A 19,601-nucleotide genomic window follows, 5' to 3' on the forward strand; every position below is an offset into this window, starting at 1 on the left:
CGCGCCAACCGCTGCGGGCGGACACCCCCCGACACGTCCCCTTCTCGCCGTACGCGACTGCGGGCCGGTGGCCCATCCTGCCCCGTCCATCCCGCGCGGGCGGCTGCGGCGGCGGTGCGGCGGCCGACGCCGCACCCCGCGGGCAGTCGTGCCGCTGGGGCGGCACGGGTGGGTGCGGGCGGCGACCCGGTGGCGCCGGGCCGCGCGAACCCCGTGCGGTCAGCGCAACGCCGGGCAACCGGGCACCGCCGGACAGCTGAGGGGCGGTGCAGCCGGGCGGCGGCACGTCGCAAGCCGCGGGCAGTCGTGCCGCTGGGGCGGCACGGGTGGGCGCGGGCGGCAACCCGTCAGCGCCGGGCCGCGCGTCCCACCCCGCGGTCACACCGACGCCGGGCAACCGGACAACGCCGGACAGCCGAGCGCCGGGCAGCGCCGGGCATCCTGGTGCGCTTACGCCGCCCCCGCGTCCGGGGTCGGGGTCGGGAGGGACAGTTGGCGGGCGAGCCAGGTGGGGACGCCGCCCAGGAGGCGGAACAGGCGGCGGGCCTCCTCGCGCAGGCGGGTGGCCTCCGGTTCCGGCTCGGTGTCCGCCAGGGACGCCAGCGCCGGTGCCGTGCCGACGAGATACCCCAGTTCCTCCCGGATCCGCAGGGACTCCGCGAACCCGTGCCGCGCCTCCGCCAACTCCCCGTCCCGCAGGGCGAGTCCGGCCAGGTGCCGCCAGGTGAAGGAGAGCAGGAGCGGGTTGGCGTGCGCCGTCGCGCCCGCGTGGGCCCTGCGGTACGCGGCGCGGGCGGCCTGCGGGGAGCGGGTCAGGTTCTCCGCCAGCAGGCCCCGGCGGAAGTCCAGCAGCGCGCGGCCCGGCGAGCCCGGCGGAATCAGGGCCGCCGCCCGGCCCAGAGCCGCCCGGGCCTCGTCGGCGCGGTCCCGCACCGTGTGCAGCGTCGACGCGTACGCTAGCTGCCCCCGTTCACAAGCGGCGGCACCGCGCTCGTCGTCGGTGTGGGCCAGCGCCTCCGCGGTGCGCAGCGCGTCCTCCGCCTCCTCCCAGCCCTGCTCGGTGTACAGGCACCGCTCCACCAGCAGCGCGGCCCGCTGCAACGCGGCTCCCGCGGTGACCGGTGTCAGCAGGGCTGCCGCGTCGGCCCAGCATGCGCGGGAGCGCAGCCGCCATACCGCGGTCTGGAGTGGATCGTCACCGGCGGTCGTTCCGTTACCAGACATGGCGGTATGCGCCACGTTGCCCTCCCCGAGCACGCCATCGAGCTGTTGAGTGGTGGCGGCATCTCAGCACGAATCGGCGGGCCCGGCCAAGAGGGTGGGTGAAGGAATTCACAAAGTTGTGGGACGGCGGGGTCGCGCCGGCCGCTCTCCCGCCACTCCCGGGTGGTTTCAGCTCATGCGCAACGCCAGGAAGAAGTCCAGCTTGTCCTCCAGACGTGCCAGGTCACGACCCGTCAACTGCTCGATTCGCCCGACCCGGTAGCGCAGCGTGTTGACGTGCAGGTGCAGCCGGGTCGCGCAGCGCGTCCAGGAGCCGTCGCAGTCGAGGAACGCCTCCAGCGTCGGGATGAGCTCCGCGCGGTGGCGGCGGTCGTAGTCCCGCAGGGGGTCCAGCAGGCGCGCGGTGAAGGCGCGGCGCACGTCGTCCGGGACGAACGGGAGCAGGAGGACGTGGGAGGCCAGTTCCTGGTGGCCGGCGGCGCAGACCCGGCCCGGGCGGGCCGCGGCGACCCGTCTGGCGTGCCGGGCCTCCTCCAGGGCGCCGCGCAGGCCTTCCGCCGAGTGCACGGCCGCGCTGACGCCCAGCGTGACGCGGCCGTCCTCGCCCAGGCCCGCGGAGAGCGGGTCGCGTACGGACGCCAGAAGCGTGTCGGCCACGATTCCGGCCTCCGATCCGTCGTGCTCGGCGGAGACGGCCGGCAGGGGGACCAGTGCCACGGCCTCCTCGCCCGTGTGGGCCACCGCGATGCGGTCCGAGGGCTCCGGGCCCGTCGACAGCGGGTCGACCAGGATTTCCTCCAGCAGCGTCTGCGCCGCCGCGCCCGCCGCCTCACCGCCCTGCCAGTCGACGCGGGCCACCACGACCTGCCAGTGCGGGGCCGCGCCCAGCCCGGGCAGCAGCACGGGCGCCGCGACCCGGAGGCGCGCCGCGATCTCGGCCGGCGCCGCGCCCGTCTGCACCAGCTCCAGCACCTCCTGCGCCAGGCGGCGGCGGACCGTGCGGGCCGCGTCCCGGCGGTCCCGCTCCACCGAGATCAGCTGGGTGACGCCGTGGACGAGGTCGAGGCGCTCCTCCGGCCAGTCGCCCGCGTCCGCCTCCACCGCGAGGAGCCAGTCCGACAGGACCGTCTCGCGGACGTCCTGGGCCCCCTGCGGGACGCGGCCCGTGGCGCGGACCGGGAACAGCGAGTACGGGGTGCCCGCCAGCAGGACCCGGTGCGGGGCGCGCCGGCCGGTGCGGGTCGCCGCCAGGTGCTCGGCCGCCAGCCTGCCGCACACCTCCGCGGGCAGCGCCGGGCCCGCCGCCTTCGGGCCCGCGATGAGCCGTCCGGCGGGGGAGAGCACCCACGCCCGCAGGTCCAGGTCGGAGCCGAGCAGGTCCAGGACGACGTCCGGGCCGCCGCCCGCCGGTCCCGAGGTCATCATCCGGCGGTGCCGGTCCACCACCGCCGCGAGGTCGCCGGCGCGCTCGCCGGACACCTGCCGTACGACGTGCTCGGTGATCGTCGCGAACGCCACCGACTCGTGCACCGCGAACAGGGGCAGGCGGTGCCGGGCGCAGGCCGCCACCAGGTCGTCCGGTACCTCGCCCAGCTCCGCCTCGCCGGCCGCCAGGGCGGCCACGCCCGCCTGCACCAGGATCCGTACGAACGGCTCCGAGTCGGCCGCGTCCCGGCGCCAGGCCAGGCCCGTGAGCACCAGCTCCCCGCCCGAGAGGTAGCGGCTGGGGTCCCGGAGGTCGGTGGTCATCACACCCCGCACCGCGCGGTCCAGCTCGTCCTCGCCGCCGAGCAGCTTGAGGCCCAGCGCGTCGGTGTCCAGCAGTGCGTGCAGCCGCATTCTCGTCGCCGCCGTTCTTTGTCTCGAAATGTGCGTGGGGTGGGGTGGGGGTGCGGCCCGCCCGGCGGCGGCTGAGCGGTGCTCGCCGTCTGCCGACGCGTGTTCCAGGTCACGCGGGGTGTGTCTCGCGTTTCCACTGGAGATCGTGGAGGTTGCCGATGGCCTCCGTTCATACGAATCTACAAGATGCCCTGCCTGGCCAGCCAACTCCTTCATGGTTTCAGTGACTGACCCCGGTGGAGTACTCCGCTGTGTACTGAGCCCACTTGGCGTTAACAGCACATGAACGAGCCTCGCCCGCCGCACCCGGAATGGCTCGATCCGTACGACCCACGAGACGAAGAAGAGAGCCGGTCATGGACTTCCTTCGCCCCGCCAGCTGGGAGGAGGCGCTCGCCGCGAAGGCCGAGCACCCCACCGCTGTGCCGATTGCGGGTGGCACCGACGTGATGGTCGAGATCAACTTCGATCACCGACGGCCCGAGTACCTCCTGGACCTGAACCGCATCGGTGATCTGTACGAGTGGGAGACCGGCGAGGACAGCGTGCGGCTCGGCGCCTCCGTCCCGTACACGAAGATCATGGACCACCTGCGCGCCGAGCTGCCGGGCCTCGCCCTCGCCTCCCACACGGTCGCCTCCCCGCAGATCCGCAACCGCGGCGGCGTCGGCGGCAACCTCGGCACCGCCTCCCCGGCCGGCGACGCCCACCCCGCCCTCCTCGCCGCCGGCGCCGAGGTCGAGGCCGAGTCGGTGCGCGGATCGCGGCGCATCCCCATCGACGACTTCTACACCGGCGTGAAGCGCAACGCACTCGCCCCCGACGAGCTGATCCGCGCCGTCCACATCAAGAAGGCGGACGGCCCCCAGCAGTACTCGAAGGTGGGCACCAGGAACGCCATGGTCATCGCCGTGTGCGCGTTCGGGCTCGCCCTGCACCCGGAGAGCCGGACCGTGCGGACCGGGATCGGCTCCGCCGCGCCCACGCCCGTGCGGGCCAGGGCCGCCGAGGACTTCCTGAACGCGGCACTCGAAGAGGGCGGCTTCTGGGACAACGGAAAGATCATCACCCCGTCGGTCGCCAAGCGGTTCGCGGACCTGTGCGCCGCCGCCTGCAACCCGATAGACGACGTCCGGGGCACCGCGAGCTACCGCCGCCACGCGGTCGGCGTCATGGCCCGCCGCACCCTGACCTGGACCTGGGAGTCGTACCGCGGCACCGCCGCCCGCTCGGAGGGAGTCGCCTGATGCGCGTCAACTTCACTGTCAACGGACGTCCGCAGGAAGCCGACGACGTGTGGGAGGGCGAGTCCCTGCTGTACGTGCTGCGCGAGCGGCTCGGCCTGCCCGGCTCCAAGAACGCCTGCGAGCAGGGCGAGTGCGGCTCGTGCACCGTCCGCCTCGACGGCGTCCCGGTGTGTTCGTGCCTCGTCGCCGCCGGCCAGGTCGAGGGCCGCGAGGTCGTCACCGTCGAAGGCCTCGCCGACTTCGCCAGGCAGCGCGCCGAGGGCTGCAGGACCGGCGCCTGCGGCACCTCGCCCGACGAGGCCAGGGGCTGGGCCGCCAAGGGCCAGGACTCCCACACCGGCGAGGGCGCCGAGCTCTCCCCGGTGCAGCAGGCGTTCATCGACGCCGGCGCCGTCCAGTGCGGCTTCTGCACGCCCGGCCTGCTGGTCGCCGCCGACGAGATGCTGGAGCGCAACCCGAACCCGACCGACGCGGACATCCGCGAGGCGCTGTCGGGCAACCTGTGCCGCTGCACCGGCTACGAGAAGATCATGGACGCGGTCCGTCTCGCGGCCGCCCGGCAGGGAGAGGCGGTCTGATCGTGGCTTCCCCGAACGGCACCCCCACCAAGATCACCCAGGGCTCGCAGACCAAGGGCGGCATCGGCGAGTCCACGCTCCGCCCGGACGGCACCCTCAAGGTCACCGGCGAGTTCGCGTACTCGTCCGACATGTGGCACGAGGACATGCTCTGGGGCCAGATCCTGCGCTCCACCGTCGCGCACGCCGAGATCGTCTCGATCGACACGGCCGAGGCCCTCGCCACACCGGGCGTGTACGCCGTCATGACGTACGACGACCTGCCGACCGAGGTGAAGAACTACGGCCTGGAGATCCAGGACACCCCGGTCCTCGCGCACGGCAAGGTGCGCCACCACGGCGAGCCCGTCGCCATCGTCGCCGCCGACCACCCCGAGACCGCCCGCCGCGCCGCCGCCAAGATCAAGGTGGAGTACCGGGAGCTGCCCGTCATCACCGACGAGGCCTCCGCGACCGCGCCCGACGCGATCCTCGTCCACGAGAGCCGCGACGACCACCACGCCGGGCACGTCCCGCACCCCAACATCGTCCACCGCCAGCCCATCGTGCGCGGCGACGTCGCCGCGGCCCGCGGGCGGGCCGACGTGATCGTCGAGGGCGAGTACACCTTCGGCATGCAGGACCAGGCCTTCCTGGGCCCCGAGTCCGGCCTCGCCGTGCCCGAGGAGGACGGCGGCGTCCACCTCTACATCGCCACCCAGTGGCTGCACTCCGACCTGCGCCAGATGGCACCCGTGCTCGGCCTGCCCGAGGACAAGGTGCGCATGACGCTGGCCGGCGTCGGCGGCGCGTTCGGCGGCCGCGAGGACCTGTCGATGCAGATCCACGCCTGCCTGCTCGCGCTGCGCACCGGCAAGCCCGTCAAGATCGTCTACAACCGCTTCGAGTCGTTCTTCGGGCACGTCCACCGCCACCCGGCCAAGCTGTACTACGAGCACGGCGCCACCAAGGACGGCAAACTCACCCACCTCAAGTGCCGGATCGTGCTGGACGGCGGCGCCTACGCCTCCGCCTCCCCGGCCGTCGTCGGCAACGCCGCCTCCCTGTCCGTCGGCCCGTACGTCGTGGACGACGTCGACATCGAGGCCATCGCGCTCTACACCAACAACCCGCCCTGCGGCGCCATGCGCGGCTTCGGCGCGGTCCAGGCGTGCTTCGCCTACGAGGCGCAGATGGACAAGCTGGCGAAGAAGCTGGGCATGGACCCGGTGGAGTTCCGGCAGCTCAACGCCATGGAACAGGGCACGATCATGCCGACCGGGCAGCCCGTCGACTCACCGGCCCCGGTCGCCGAACTCCTGCGCCGCGTCAAGGCGATGCCGATGCCGCCGGAGCGCCAGTGGGAGTCCAGCGAGGGCGCCGACGTGCGCCAGTTGCCCGGCGGCCTGTCCAACACCACGCACGGCGAGGGCGTCGTACGCGGCGTCGGCTACGCCGTCGGCATCAAGAACGTCGGCTTCTCCGAGGGCTTCGACGACTACTCCACCGCCCGCGTCCGCATGGAGGTCGTCGGCGGCGAGCCCGTCGCGACCGTCCACACGGCCATGGCGGAGGTCGGCCAGGGCGGCGTCACCGTCCACGCGCAGATCGCCCGCACCGAGCTGGGCGTCACGCAGGTGACGATCCACCCGGCGGACACGCAGGTGGGCAGCGCCGGTTCGACGTCCGCGTCCCGGCAGACGTACGTCACCGGCGGCGCCGTGAAGAACGCCTGCGAACTCGTCCGCGAGAAGGTCCTGGAGATCGGGCGCCGCAAGTTCGGCTCCTACCACCCCGCCTGGGCGACCGCCGAACTGCTCCTGGAGGGCGGCAAGGTCGTCACCGACGGCGGCGAGGTCCTCGCCGACCTGGTGGACGTCCTGGAGGGCGAGGCCGTCGAGGTGGAGGAGGAGTGGCGGCACCGGCCGACCGAGCCCTTCGACCTGCGCACCGGGCAGGGCAACGGCCACGTCCAGTACTCCTTCGCCGCGCACCGCGCCGTCGTCGAGGTCGACACCGAACTCGGCCTGGTCAAGGTCATCGAACTGGCCTGCGCGCAGGACGTCGGCAAGGCCCTCAACCCGCTGTCCGTCGTCGGGCAGATCCAGGGCGGCACGACGCAGGGCCTCGGCGTGGCCGTGATGGAGGAGATCGTCGTCGACCCGAAGACGGCGAAGGTGAAGAACCCCTCCTTCACGGACTACCTCATCCCCACCATCCTCGACACGCCGACCATCCCCGTCGACGTGCTCGAACTCGCCGACGACCACGCGCCGTACGGCCTGCGCGGCATCGGCGAGGCACCCACCCTGTCGTCCACCCCGGCGGTCCTCGCGGCGATCCGCGAGGCGACGGGACTGGAGCTCAACAGGACCCCGGTACGCCCGGAACACCTGACGGGCACGGCGTAGCGCCGACCGGCATGTCCCGGCGCCCGGCGGCCGCCACCCTGCGGTCACCCGGCGCCGGCTCCCCTCCACGTACGTACCGGGCCGTCCCCCGGGTCGTGCACATCCCAAACCCCGTGCCGGCAGTCACCGGCACGGGTGCCCCTGTGAACCTTGGGAGACGGCACCATGACCCAGCAGTCAGTGGAGCCCAGGACCACGGCCGAAGACGCGGGCGCAGGCACCCGCGTCCCGGCCGGCAGGTCCTGGCTCGACCGGTACTTCCACATATCCCTGCGGGGATCCACGGTCGCGCGTGAAGTGCGCGGCGGCGTCACCACCTTCATGGCGATGGCGTACATCCTCCTGCTGAACCCGGTGATCCTGTCCGGCAAGGACGCCGCCGGGAACACGCTCGGCCAGCAGGCCCTGATCACCGCCACCGCGTTCGCGGCGGCCCTCACCACGCTGCTGATGGGTTTCCTCGGCAAGGTGCCGCTCGCCCTCGCCGCCGGCCTGTCCGTCTCCGGAGTGCTCGCCTCGCAGGTCGCGCCCGAGATGACCTGGCCGCAGGCGATGGGCATGTGCGTGATGTACGGCGTGGTCATCATGCTGCTGGTCGTCACCGGCCTGCGCGAGATGATCATGAACGCGATCCCGCTCGCGCTCAAGCACGGCATCACGATGGGCATCGGCCTGTTCATCGCCCTCATCGGCTTCTACAAGTCCGGCTTCGTCCACCAGGGCGAGGCCACCCCGGTCACGCTCGGCCCCGCCGGCGAGCTGGCCGGCTGGCCGGTCCTGCTGTTCGCCGGCACCCTGCTGCTGATCTTCATGCTCCAGGCGCGGAACTTCCCCGGCGCCATCCTCGTCGGCATCGTCAGCGGCACGGTCGTCGCGGCCGTGCTGAACGCCGCCGGTGTCGTCGACCCCGAGCAGTGGGCGGCCGGCGCACCCGAACTGCCCGGCAGCGCCGTGTCCGCGCCCGACTTCTCCCTCTTCGGGGACGTGGAGTTCGGCGGCTGGGGCGAGGTCGGCGCGATGACCGTCGGCATGATCGTCTTCACGCTCGTGCTCGCCGGGTTCTTCGACGCGATGGCCACCATCATCGGCGTCGGCACCGAGGCGAAGCTCGCCGACGACAAGGGCCGGATGCCGGGCCTGTCCAAGGCGCTGTTCATCGACGGCGCGGGCGGCGCCATCGGCGGCGTGTCCGGCGGCTCGGGCCAGACCGTCTTCATCGAGTCGGCGACCGGCGTCGGCGAGGGCGCGCGCACCGGGCTCGCCTCGGTCGTCACCGGCCTGTTCTTCGCCGCCTGCCTGTTCTTCACGCCGCTGACGGCGATCGTGCCGCAGGAGGTCGCCTCCGCCGCCCTCGTGGTCATCGGCGCGATGATGCTGATGAACGCCCGGCACGTGGACTGGGCCGACCGCGCCACCGCCGTCCCGGTGTTCCTCACGGTCGTCCTGATGCCGTTCACGTACACCATCACCACCGGTGTCGCCGCCGGCGTCATCTCCTACACCGCCATCAAGACCGCCCAGGGCAAGGTGCGCGAGATCGGCGCCTTCATGTGGGTCCTGACGGCCGTGTTCCTGGTGTACTTCGCCCTCAACCCGATCGAGAGCTGGCTGGGCGTCCACTAGGCCGCCCCGGCCACGCCCTCCCACGACCGCTGCTTCAAGGAGACCGACAGATGCTGGACATCGCCGAGGAACTCAACCGGTGGGTCGAGCAGGGCCGTGACTTCGCCGTGGCCACCGTGGTGGCCGTCGGCGGCAGCGCGCCCCGCCGGCCGGGCGCCGCGCTCGCGGTGGACGCCGACGGCACGGCGATCGGATCGGTCTCCGGCGGATGTGTGGAGGGCGCGGTGTACGAGCTGTGCCAACAGGCGCTCCAGGACGGCGAAACCGTCCTGGAACGCTTTGGCTACAGCGACGACGACGCCTTCGCCGTGGGTCTGACCTGCGGCGGCGTCATCGACATCCTGGTCACCCCGGTACGTGCGGACGACCCCGCCCGCCCGGTGCTGGCGGCCGCCCTCGCGACCGCGGCGGACGGCGGGACGGCGGCGCTGGCCCGCATCGTGTCGGGACCCGCGCAGCTGACGGGCCGCGCGCTCGTGGTGCGCCCCGACGGCTCCCGCGAGGGCGGCTTCGGCGGCCATCCGGAGCTGGACCGCACGGTGGCCGCGGAGGCGGGCGCGTTCCTGGACGCGGGCCGCACCGGCACCCTGGAGATCGGGGAGCGGGGCTCACGCTGCGGGGCACCGCTCACCGTGCTGGTGGAGTCGTCCGTTCCGCCGCCCCGGATGATCGTCTTCGGCGCGATCGACTTCGCGTCGGCACTCGTCCGCGTCGGCAAGTTCCTCGGCCACCACGTCACGGTGTGCGACGCGCGGCCGGTGTTCGCGACCCGGGCGCGTTTCCCGGAGGCCGACGAGATCGTCGTCGAGTGGCCGCACACCTACCTGGAGCGCACGGAGGTCGACGCGCGCACGGTGCTGTGCGTGCTGACCCACGACGCCAAGTTCGACGTGCCGCTGCTGAAGCTCGCGCTGCGGCTGCCGGTCGCGTACGTCGGCGCGATGGGCTCCCGCCGCACCCACCTCGACCGCAACCGGCGCCTGCGCGAAGTGGGCGTCACCGACCTTGAGCTGGCCCGCCTCCGGTCGCCCATCGGCCTCGACCTCGGCGCCCGCACCCCCGAGGAGACGGCCCTGTCGATCGCGGCGGAGATCGTCGCCAGTCGCCGCGGCGGCACCGGCGTGTCCCTCACGGGCGCCCACACCCCGATCCACCACGACAACCCGGCGCCCCCGACGGGCCGCATCGACTCGGTCGCCTGAACGGGCGGCCGGACCGGGCCCGTTCCCGGCCCGAGTCACGCCATGGTGAGCAGGCGGTCCGCCGCGCGGCCGAACACCCGGCGGGACACGGCGTGCACGACGCCGTCGAACAGCCGCGGCAGGAAGCGGATGCCGATCTCCTCGCGCCAGACCACCCGGGCACGGCCGCCCGGCCCAGGACGGACCTCCAGCTCCGCCCAGCCCCGGACGACCTCGCCCCGCTTCTCCAGCCGGCACAGTCCGGGCCCGTCCGCACCCGGCGGGCGCCAGAGCGTCACCTCCATGGGATCGGCGAACGACAGCGGACCGACGCCCGTGTGGGCCACGAAGACCGTGCCCACACCGGTGGGCGGGGGCGTGACCACGGTGACCCGCGTCAGCGGGACCACGGCCCCGTGGCGGGGCCACTCGGTGAGCCGGCGCCAGGCCTCGGCGAGCGGGAGGGAGACCGTGCGTTCGACGAGGAAGAGGACCACACGACGATCGTAGACAACGCGGGCCGCCCACCGGGGCCTTCGGAAGCCGTCGGCGGTGCCCCGCGCGGACGCCGCGTTCCCGGCATACCGGGCCCTGTGCGGGTACCCGCCGCGCACGTACGCCGAGAGACGAGGAGGGCGTCGTGAGCGGACGGGGCCGGAGGCGGGCCCTGGTGACCGGCGGGGCCGGATTCCTGGGGTCGCACCTGTGCGGGCGGCTGGTGGAGGCCGGGACCGAGGTGGTGTGCCTGGACAACCTGTGCACCGGCACCCGGGCCAACGTGGCCCATCTGGAACAGCACCCCGGCTTCCGCTTCGTGCGCGCCGACGCCACCGACCCGGCCGCGCTGAGCGGTCTGCCCGGCCGGTTCGACCTCGTCCTGCACTTCGCCTGCCCGGCCTCGCCCGCCGACTACCTGCGGCTGCCCCTGGAGACCCTGGACGTCGGCAGCACCGGCACCCGCAACGCCCTGGAGCGCGCCCGCGCCGACGGCGCCCGCTTCGTCCTGGCCTCCACCTCCGAGGTGTACGGCGACCCTCTGGAGCACCCGCAGCACGAGGGCTACTGGGGCAACGTCAACCCGGTCGGCCCGCGCAGCGTCTACGACGAGTCCAAGCGGTTCGCCGAGGCCCTCGTCACCGCCCACCGCCGGGTCCACGGCACCGACACCGCCGTCGTCCGCATCTTCAACACCTACGGGCCCCGGATGCGCACCGGCGACGGCCGCGCCGTGCCCGCCTTCGTCGCGCAGGCCCTCGACGGCGTGCCGCTCACGGTCGCCGGCGACGGCAGCCAGACCCGGTCGCTGTGCTACGTGGACGACACCGTGGCCGGTGTCCTGGCGCTCGCCGCGTCCGGCGAGAGCGGGCCCGTGAACATCGGCGGCGGCGAGGAGATCACCGTGCTGGACCTCGCCCGCCGCGTCATCGGCCTCACCGGCTCCGCCTCCCGCATCCGGTTCGTGGACCGGCCGGTGGACGACCCCGCCCGCCGCCGGCCGGACACCCGGCTGGCCCGCGAGTTGCTGGGCTGGAGCCCTCGCGTCGGCTGGAGCGAAGGGCTCGGCCGGACGGTTGGCTGGTTCATGCGGTCCGCAGTGGCCTGAGCCGGTCACCGCGCGCCAGCCGAACCACTCCAAAGAGTAATGAAACGGATCAATACGGCCTCAGTTGTCTACAAGTGTTTGAGACAGCTGCAGTGCGGCACCCGCTGGAACCGGAGTCCGCGACAGCCCGCCGACGGGAGCACACCCCCCATGCGCATCCTCGGTATCAACGCCCTCTTCCACGACCCGGCCGCCGCCCTCGTCGTGGACGGCACCACGGTCGCCGCCGCGGAGGAGGAGCGCTTCAGCCGCCGCAAGCACGGCAAGCGGCCGGTGCCGTTCTCCGCGTGGGAACTGCCCGAGCTGGCCGCCCGCTGGTGCCTGGAGCACGCGGGGACACGGCCCGAGGAGCTCGACGCCGTCACGTACTCCTTCGACCCGGCGCTCGCCCGGCCCGCGCAGGACATGGGCCTGAACGACCCCTGGGACCCGCTGCGCCTGGAGTACGCGCGCCGCGCCCCCGCATTCCTCGCCGAGGCGCTGCCCGGGCTCGACCCCGGCCGTGTCGTCTTCGTCCCGCACCACGTCGCGCACGCCGCCTCCGCGGGCCCGGCCTCCCCCCACCCCGACAGCGCCGTCCTGGTCCTGGACGGCCGCGGCGAGGCCACCTCCCACCTGGCCGGACGCTACCGCGACGGCAAGCTCGACACCCTCGCCACCCAGGCCCTGCCGGACTCCCTCGGCCTGGTCTACGAGGAACTCACCGCACACCTCGGCTTCCTGCGCAGCAGCGACGAGTACAAGGTGATGGCCCTCGCCTCCCACGGCACCCCGCGCTTCCTCGACCGGCTGCGCGAGCACGTCCACGCCACCGGCCGCGGCGGCTTCCGCGCCCACGGCGTCGACTGGGCCGCCCTCGCCCCGCCGCGCGCCCCGGACGAACCCTGGACCCGCGACCACGCCGACCTGGCCGCCTCCACCCAGGCCGCCCTGGAGGAGGTCCTGCTGGAGCTCGCCCACTGGCTGCACCGCGAGGCCGGCGGCGACGCCCTCACCCTGGCCGGCGGCGTCGCCCTCAACTGCGTCGCCAACTCGAAGATCGCCCAGCGCGGCCCCTACCGGCACGTGTGGGTGCAGCCCGCCGCCGGTGACGCCGGCACCGCGCTCGGCGGCGCCCTGCACGTCGCCGCGCAGGACGGCGTCCCCGAGCCCATGCCGGGCGCCGACCTGGGCCGCGGCTGGAGCGACGACGAACTGCGCGCCCGCCTCGACGAGGCCGCCGTGCCGTACGAGAAGCCCGCCTCCATCGCCGAGACCGTCGCCGAGGAACTCGCCCGGGACGGCGTCGTCGCCTGGTTCCAGGGCCGCAGCGAGTACGGGCCGCGCGCCCTCGGGCACCGCTCCCTGCTCGCCCACCCCGGCCGCGCCGCCAACCTGGAGCGCCTCAACCACGTCAAGGGCCGCGAGGAGTTCCGGCCGGTCGCGCCGATGGTCCTCGCCGACCGCGCCGCCGAGCTGTTCTCCGGCGGACCGCTGCCCAGCCCGTACATGCTGTTCGTGCACGACGTCGCCGCCGAGTGGCGCGACCGCATCCCGGCCGTCGTGCACGTCGACGGCACCGCCCGCATCCAGACCGTCGAGGAACGCCGCGAACCACTCGTCGCGCGGATGCTGCGCGCCTTCGAACAGCGCACCGGACTGCCCGTCGTCGTCAACACCAGCCTCAACACCGCGGGCCGCCCCATGGTGGACGACCCGCACGACGCCCTGGAGTGCTTCGGCTCCGCGCCCGTCGACCTGCTGGCGATCGGGCCGTACGCCGTCCGGCGGGGGAGGGCGTACGCATGACCGGCTACGCCGTCGTCATCCCCACCCTCGTCCGCGACACGCTGGCCGACTGCCTGGCCGCGCTCGCCGCCGCGACCGGGCCGCCCCCCGAGCACATCGTCCTCGTGGACGACCGGCCCGAGCCGCAGGCCGACCCGGGCGCGCTGGAGCACCCGCTGAGCGTCCTCGGCGACCTGCGCGAGCGCACCGACGTGCTGCGCGGCGGCGGACACGGACCGGCCGCCGCCCGCAACACCGGCATCCGCGCGGTCACCACGCCGTGGACGGCCTTCCTCGACGACGACGTCCAGGTCGGCCCGCACTGGTGCGAACAACTCGCCCGGGACCTCGCCGAGGCCGCCCCCGACACGGCCGGCGTCCAGGGCGTGATCACCGTGCCGCTGCCCGACGGGCGGCGCCCCACCGACTGGGAACGCGGCACCGCGGGTCTGGCCCGGGCCCGCTGGATCACCGCCGACATGGCCTACCGCACCGACGTGCTCAAAGAGGTCGGCGGCTTCGACGAACGCTTCCCGCGCGCCTTCCGCGAGGACGCCGACCTGGCGCTGCGCGTCCTCGGCACCGGCCGCGGCATCCGGCGCGGCCGGCGCACCACCCGGCACCCGGTGCGGCCCGCCTCCCGCTGGGTGTCGCTGCGGCAGCAGCGCGGCAACGCCGACGACGCGCTCATGCGGCGCCTGCACGGACCCGACTGGTGGCACAAGGCGGTCGCGCCGCGCGGCCGGATCCGCCGGCACGCCGCGGTCACCGCCGCCGGGGCCGCCGCCTGCGCCCTCGCCGCCGCCGGCCGGCCACGCGCCGCCGCGGCCACCGCGCTCGGCTGGGCGGCCGGCACCGCCGGGTTCGCGTGGGCGCGCATCGCGCCCGGCCCGCGCACCCGGGACGAGATCACGACCATGCTGGCGACCAGCGCGCTCATCCCGCCCGCCGCGACCTGGCACCGGCTGAAGGGGGAATGGCGCCACCGCGACGCCGCCCCCTGGCGGGAGGTGGCCCCGTGAGCCCCGTACGCGCCGTGCTGTTCGACCGCGACGGCACCCTGATCGAGGACGTCCCCTACAACGGCGACCCCGGCCTCGTCCGCCCCGTCGACGGCGCCCGCGAGGCGCTGGCCCTGCTGCGCGAGCGCGGCATCCGCACCGGAGTCGTCACCAACCAGTCCGGCATCGCCCGCGGGCTGCTCACCGACGCCGACGTGCGCCGCGTCAACCGCCGCGTCGACGAACTCCTCGGCCCCTTCGACGTGTGGGCGATCTGCCCGCACGGTCCCGACGACGGCTGCCACTGCCGCAAGCCCGAACCCGGCCTCGTCCTGTGGGCCGCCGGCCGGGTGTGCACGGCCCCCGCCGACTGCGCGGTCATCGGCGACATCGGCGCCGACGTGGAGGCCGCCCGCCGCGCGGGCGCCCGGGGCGTCCTCGTCCCGACCCCCGTCACCCGCCCCGAGGAGACCGCCGCCGCGCTCCACGTGGCGCCCGACCTCATGACAGCGGTACGCGTCCTCCTGGACGACCCGCCGGCGCACGACGGTCCGGCCGACGGCCACCCGCGGCGGGAGGCGTTCGGGCCGGCACCGGCCGGGAACGCGGGGGAGGACCCGCCGCCCGGGCCCTCCGCCGTCGCCGAACCCCACCGGAGGCGGCCGTGAAAGCGCTGGTCGCGCGCCTCGACAGCTTCGGCGACGTGCTGCTCGCCGGGCCCGCCGTCCGGGCCGTCGCCGCCCGCGCCGACACCGTCACCCTGCTGTGCGGGCCGCGCGGGGCGCCCGCCGCGCGTCTGCTGCCCGGCGTCGACGAGGTCCTCGTCTGGGACGCCCCGTGGGCCGGGTTCACACCGCCGCCCGTCGACCGCCGCGAGATCGAGGAACTGCTCGGCACGATCGACGCCGACACCGCGCTCGTCCTCACGTCGTACCACCAGTCGCCGCTGCCCACCGCCCTGCTGCTGCGGCTGGCCGGCGTCCGGCACATCGCCGCCGACAGCGAGGACTACCCCGGCTCCCTCCTCGACGTGCGCCACCACCGGGCCCCGCACGCCCACGAGGCCGAGGCCGGACTGCGACTCGCCGAGGCCGCCGGGTTCCCGAGCCCCGACGACGGCCGGCTGCGGGTGCTGCCGCCGCCCGACACCGCCCGCACGACCGGCCCCGGGCCGTACGTCGTCGTGCACCCCGGCGCCGCCGTGCCCGCACGGGCCTGGAGCGCCGACCGCTGCGCCCAGACGGTCCGCGAACTGGCCGCCGCCGGGCACCGCGTCGTGGTGACCGGAGGCGCGGGCGAACGCGACCTCACCGCCCGCGTCGCCGGCGCCCACGGCCTCGACCTCGGCGGCCGCACCGGCGCCGCGGAACTCGCCGGAGTCCTCGCACGCGCCGCGGTCGTCGTCACCGGCAACACCGGCCCCGCCCACCTGGCCGCCGCCGTCGGCACCCCGGTGGTGTCCCTGTTCGCGCCGGTCGTCCCCGCCGAGCGCTGGCGGCCGTACGGCGTCCCGTACGTGCTGCTCGGCGACCAGCGGGCGCCCTGCGCGGGCAGCCGCGCCCGGCAGTGCCCCGTGCCGGGCCACCCGTGTCTGGAGACGGTGACCGCACAGGACGTGGTCACCTCCGTCGAGAAGCTGATGGGGGAGACATGAGGATCCTGCTCTGGCACGTGCACGGCTCCTGGACCACGTCCTTCGTGCAGGGCCCGCACACCTACGTCGTCCCGGTCACCCCGGACCGCGGCCCCGACGGCCTCGGCCGCGCCCGCACCTGGGACTGGCCCGACTCCGTGGTCGAACTCCCGCCGGAGCGGCTGCGGGACGCCGGCATCGACGTCGTCGTACTCCAGCGCCCCCACGAACTCGCCCTCGTCGACCAGTGGCTGGGCCGCCGCCCGCCCCTGGTGTACCTGGAGCACAACGCCCCGCACGGCGACGTCCCCGACACCCGCCACCCGGCCGCGGACATCCCCGGCGTCACCCTCGTGCACGTCACCCACTTCAACCGCCTGATGTGGGACGCCGGAAGCACCCCGACCGAGGTCGTCGAACACGGCATCGTGGACCCCGGCCACCGGTGGACCGGCGAACTGGACCGGGCGGCCGTCGTCGTCAACGAGCCCCTGCGGCGCGGCCGGACCACCGGCACCGACCTGCTGCCCGCGTTCGCCGACGCCGCCCCCCTCGACGTCTTCGGCATGCGCACCGACGGACTCGCCGGGCACCTCGGCCTGCCGCCCGACCGCTGCCGCGCCCACGACCTCACCCAGGCCGACCTGCACACGGCACTGGCCGCGCGCCGCGTCTACGTCCACCCGGTGCGCTGGACGTCCCTCGGCCTGTCCCTGCTGGAGGCCATGCACCTGGGCATGCCCGTCGTCGCGCTCGCCACCACCGAGGTGACCGAGGCGGTGCCGCCCGGCGCCGGAGTCGTCTCCAACCGCGTCGACGTACTGACCGACGCCGTACGGGACTTCGTCGCCGACCCGCTGCACGCCCGCGTGGTCGGCGACGGAGCCCGCGCGGCGGCGCTCGCCCGCTACGGGGTTCCCCGCTTCCTGGACGACTGGGAGCGGCTGTTGAAGGAGGTGACCCGATGAGGATCGCCATGGTGTCCGAGCACGCGAGCCCGCTCGCCGCGCTCGGCGGCGTCGACGCCGGCGGCCAGAACGTGTACGTCGCCCGCCTCACCGAGGAGTTGGCGCGGCGCGGCCACGACGTCACGGTGTACACCCGGCGCGACTCCACCGAACTGCCCGACCGTGTGCCGCTGCCCGGCGGCGCCGTCGTCGAGCACGTGACCGCGGGGCCGCCCGAACCGATCCCCAAGGACGACCTGTTCCCGTACATGCCGGGCTTCGGCGCCCGCCTGGCGCGCGCCTGGCGACGGGAGCCGCCGGACCTCGTGCACGCCCACTTCTGGATGTCCGGCTTGGCCGCCCGGCTCGGCGCCCACCCGTACGGCATCCCCGTCGTGCAGACGTTCCACGCGCTCGGCACCGTCAAGCGCCGCCACCAGGGCCTGCGGGACACCAGCCCCCTCGAACGCGTCGGCATCGAGCGGCAGATCGGCCGCTCCTGCGCCCGCGTGCTCGCGACCTGCACCGACGAGGTGCACGAGCTGTCCGAGCTGGGCATCCCGCCCCGGCAGGTGTCCATCGTGCCGTGCGGCGTGGACGCGACCCGGTTCCACCCCGGCGCCGACCCGTCCGCCGCGCCCGCCCGCCGCGCCCGGCACCGGCTGCTCGCCTGCGGCCGGCTCGTCCCGCGCAAGGGCTACGACCTGGCCGTGCGCGCCCTGGCCGACCTCCCCGACACCGAACTCCTCGTCGCGGGCGGCCCGCCGGCCGACCAGGTCGCCGACGACCCCGAGGCGCAGCGGCTGCGCCGGCTCGCGCTGCGCACCGGCGTCGCCGACCGGTTCCGGATGCTCGGCGCGGTCGACCCGGCCGCCATGCCCGCCCTGATGCGCAGCGCGGACCTCGTGCTGTGCACGCCGGTCTACGAACCGTTCGGCATCGTGCCGCTGGAGGCCATGGCGTGCGCCGTACCGGTCGTCGCCACCGACGTCGGCGGCCACCGTGACACCGTCACCGACGGCGTCACGGGCCGCCTCGTCGCCCCCGGCGACCCGAAGGCGGTCGCGGCGGTGGCCCACGAACTGCTCACCCGCGACGAGCTGCGGGCCCGGTTCGGCGCCGCCGGCCGCGAGCAGGTCCTCGAACGCTTCACCTGGCAGCGCGTCGCCGACGGCTGCGAAGAGGTCTACCGCCGGGCCCTGACCGGCCGGGAACTCCCGAAGGAGGTCGCGTGATGACCGTGCACCCGCCCGTGACCGGGCACTGCGACGAACTCCAGGACGCGCTGGGCGCCTTCCGCGCCTCGGCGCACGTCACCGAGCGCTGGGGCACCCGGCTCGCCGAGGTCCTCGGCGCCGGCGGCCGGCTGCTCGCCGCGGGCAACGGCGGCAGCGCGGCCCAGGCGCAGCACCTCACCGCCGAACTCGTCGGCCGCTACCGCGACGACCGGCCGCCGTTCTCCGCGATCGCCCTGCACACCGACACCTCCAGCACGACCGCGATCGCCAACGACTACGGCGTGGACGAGGTGTTCGCCCGCCAGGTGCGGGCCCACGGCCGGCCCGGCGACGTCCTGTTGCTGCTGTCCACCAGCGGCGCCAGCGCCAACCTGTTGTCCGCCGCCGACGCCGCCCGCGCCGCCGGCCTGCGCGTGTGGGCCCTGACCGGCCCCGCCCCCAACCCCCTGATGGCCGGCAGCGACGAGTCCCTGTGCGTCGAGGCGGGCTCCGCCGCGACCGTCCAGGAACTGCACCTGGTGGCGGTGCACATGGTGTGCGGGGCGTTCGACGCGGCGCTGGAGCGGAGGGCGGCGTGACCGGGAGCCGTTCCTCGCAGGGGGCGCCGCTGCTCGTCGTCGGCGACGCCCTCCTGGACCGCGACCTGGCCGGGCGCGCCGAACGGCTGGCGCCGGACGCGGCGGTGCCCGTCGTGTCCGGCTGCGCGGAACGCCTCCGGCCGGGCGGCGCCGCCCTGGTGGCGTACCTGGCGGCCCGCGACGGCCGGGACGTCACGCTGGTCACCGGCCTGTCCGACGACCCCGCGAGCCGTGAACTGCGGCGCCTGCTGGAGCCGTCGGTGCGTCTGGTGCCGCTCCCGCTCACCGGGCCACTGCCCGAGAAGACGCGTGTCCTGGCGCAGGACGGCCGCCCCGTCGTCCGCATCGACGACGGCGACGGCCGGGTCCGCGCGGCCACCGAGGAGGCCCGCGAGGCGATCCGCTCGGCCCCGGCCGTCCTGGTGTCCGACTACGGCCGCGGCACCGCCGACGCCCTGCGGGACACCCTGGCCGACCACCCGCCCCTGCTGTGGGACCCGCACCCCCGGGGCGGCCCCCCGGTGCCGGGCACCCGGCTGGTGACACCGGCGGAGGGGGAGGCGGCGGTGTTCGCGGCACGGGCCGACGACCCGCCACGGGACCGGCGCGGCTCGCGCCCTGCCGGGGACGGTCCCGGGGAGCCTGGTCGGTCTGCCGCGGCCGGGGGAGGTGCGGACCGGGACGGCGATGCGGAGCGGAGCGTGCGGGTCTCGCGGGACGGGCGTGGCCCGCGCTCCGCCGGGGACGACGGG

General features: G+C 74.9%; 16 protein-coding genes and 1 pseudogene. 14 read left to right on the forward strand and 3 right to left on the reverse strand.

The features are described 5' to 3' along the window. Window positions 1–450: 450 nt before the first annotated feature. A complete protein-coding gene (locus tag QC282_RS30920) occupies window positions 451–1,224 on the reverse strand; it encodes a hypothetical protein (RefSeq protein ID WP_279552905.1) in 774 nt (257 codons plus the stop codon). 168 nt (window positions 1,225–1,392) lie between these two features. Next, window positions 1,393–3,063, reverse strand: coding sequence for a PucR family transcriptional regulator (locus QC282_RS30925; protein WP_279552906.1), 1,671 nt, complete (start codon window positions 3,061–3,063; stop codon window positions 1,393–1,395). Window positions 3,064–3,419: 356 nt separating this feature from the next. Here QC282_RS30925 and QC282_RS30930 point away from each other — a divergent pair, with 356 nt between their 5' ends. The 5 genes from QC282_RS30930 to QC282_RS30950 all read left to right on the forward strand — a co-directional run bounded on the left by QC282_RS30930 (window position 3,420) and on the right by QC282_RS30950 (window position 10,103). Then, entirely contained in the window at window positions 3,420–4,310 is an 891-nt protein-coding gene (locus QC282_RS30930) for a xanthine dehydrogenase family protein subunit M (RefSeq protein WP_279552907.1), read from the forward strand. Further along, window positions 4,310–4,888 (forward strand): (2Fe-2S)-binding protein, encoded by a 579-nt coding sequence (locus QC282_RS30935; protein ID WP_279552908.1) that lies wholly within the window; start codon window positions 4,310–4,312, stop codon window positions 4,886–4,888. Before QC282_RS30930 ends, QC282_RS30935 begins: the two co-directional genes overlap by 1 nt. 2 nt (window positions 4,889–4,890) lie before the next feature. Then, a complete protein-coding gene (locus QC282_RS30940; RefSeq protein WP_279552909.1) occupies window positions 4,891–7,278 on the forward strand; it encodes a xanthine dehydrogenase family protein molybdopterin-binding subunit in 2,388 nt (795 codons plus the stop codon). A 165-nt stretch (window positions 7,279–7,443) separates the two neighbouring features. Continuing rightward, complete coding sequence (locus QC282_RS30945; protein ID WP_279552910.1) at window positions 7,444–8,901, forward strand: NCS2 family permease; 1,458 nt, start codon at window positions 7,444–7,446, stop codon at window positions 8,899–8,901. A 50-nt stretch (window positions 8,902–8,951) separates the two neighbouring features. After that, window positions 8,952–10,103 (forward strand): XdhC family protein, encoded by a 1,152-nt coding sequence (locus QC282_RS30950; protein WP_279552911.1) that lies wholly within the window; start codon window positions 8,952–8,954, stop codon window positions 10,101–10,103. A 35-nt stretch (window positions 10,104–10,138) separates the two neighbouring features. On the opposite strand, the gene QC282_RS30955 is transcribed toward QC282_RS30950, so the two are convergent. Then, entirely contained in the window at window positions 10,139–10,579 is a 441-nt protein-coding gene (locus tag QC282_RS30955; protein ID WP_279552912.1) for an SRPBCC family protein, read from the reverse strand. A gap of 143 nt (window positions 10,580–10,722) precedes the next feature. On the opposite strand from QC282_RS30955, the gene QC282_RS30960 reads away from it, so the two are divergent. The 9 genes and pseudogenes from QC282_RS30960 to QC282_RS31000 form a co-directional block, all read left to right on the forward strand. Then, on the forward strand, window positions 10,723–11,685 hold the full coding sequence (locus tag QC282_RS30960) for an SDR family oxidoreductase (protein ID WP_279552913.1): 963 nt from the start codon (window positions 10,723–10,725) through the stop codon (window positions 11,683–11,685). Window positions 11,686–11,835: 150 nt separating this feature from the next. Beyond that, a complete protein-coding gene (locus QC282_RS30965) occupies window positions 11,836–13,473 on the forward strand; it encodes a carbamoyltransferase C-terminal domain-containing protein (protein WP_279552914.1) in 1,638 nt (545 codons plus the stop codon). Further along, window positions 13,470–14,474: a glycosyltransferase family 2 protein gene (locus QC282_RS30970; RefSeq protein WP_279552915.1), complete on the forward strand. Its 1,005-nt coding sequence runs from the start codon at window positions 13,470–13,472 to the stop codon at window positions 14,472–14,474. The genes QC282_RS30965 and QC282_RS30970 overlap by 4 nt, the downstream gene beginning before the upstream one ends. Further along, window positions 14,471–15,121, forward strand: a complete 651-nt coding sequence (locus QC282_RS30975) for an HAD family hydrolase (RefSeq protein ID WP_279552916.1) — start codon at window positions 14,471–14,473, stop codon at window positions 15,119–15,121. The genes QC282_RS30970 and QC282_RS30975 overlap by 4 nt, the downstream gene beginning before the upstream one ends. Beyond that, window positions 15,118–16,107 (forward strand): glycosyltransferase family 9 protein, encoded by a 990-nt coding sequence (locus tag QC282_RS30980; protein WP_279552917.1) that lies wholly within the window; start codon window positions 15,118–15,120, stop codon window positions 16,105–16,107. The genes QC282_RS30975 and QC282_RS30980 overlap by 4 nt, the downstream gene beginning before the upstream one ends. Beyond that, a complete protein-coding gene (locus tag QC282_RS30985; protein ID WP_279552918.1) occupies window positions 16,104–17,054 on the forward strand; it encodes a glycosyltransferase in 951 nt (316 codons plus the stop codon). The genes QC282_RS30980 and QC282_RS30985 overlap by 4 nt, the downstream gene beginning before the upstream one ends. Next, a complete protein-coding gene (locus QC282_RS30990; protein ID WP_279552919.1) occupies window positions 17,051–18,268 on the forward strand; it encodes a glycosyltransferase in 1,218 nt (405 codons plus the stop codon). Before QC282_RS30985 ends, QC282_RS30990 begins: the two co-directional genes overlap by 4 nt. Beyond that, on the forward strand, window positions 18,268–18,849 hold the full coding sequence (locus tag QC282_RS30995) for an SIS domain-containing protein (protein WP_279552920.1): 582 nt from the start codon (window positions 18,268–18,270) through the stop codon (window positions 18,847–18,849). Before QC282_RS30990 ends, QC282_RS30995 begins: the two co-directional genes overlap by 1 nt. After that, a pseudogene (locus tag QC282_RS31000) lies at window positions 18,846–19,601 on the forward strand (D-beta-D-heptose 1-phosphate adenosyltransferase); the annotation flags it as partial. The gene QC282_RS30995 and the pseudogene QC282_RS31000, both read left to right, overlap by 4 nt.

The sequence above is a fragment of the Streptomyces sp. DH24 genome, from assembly GCF_029813775.1.
Lineage (GTDB): Bacteria > Actinomycetota > Actinomycetes > Streptomycetales > Streptomycetaceae > Streptomyces.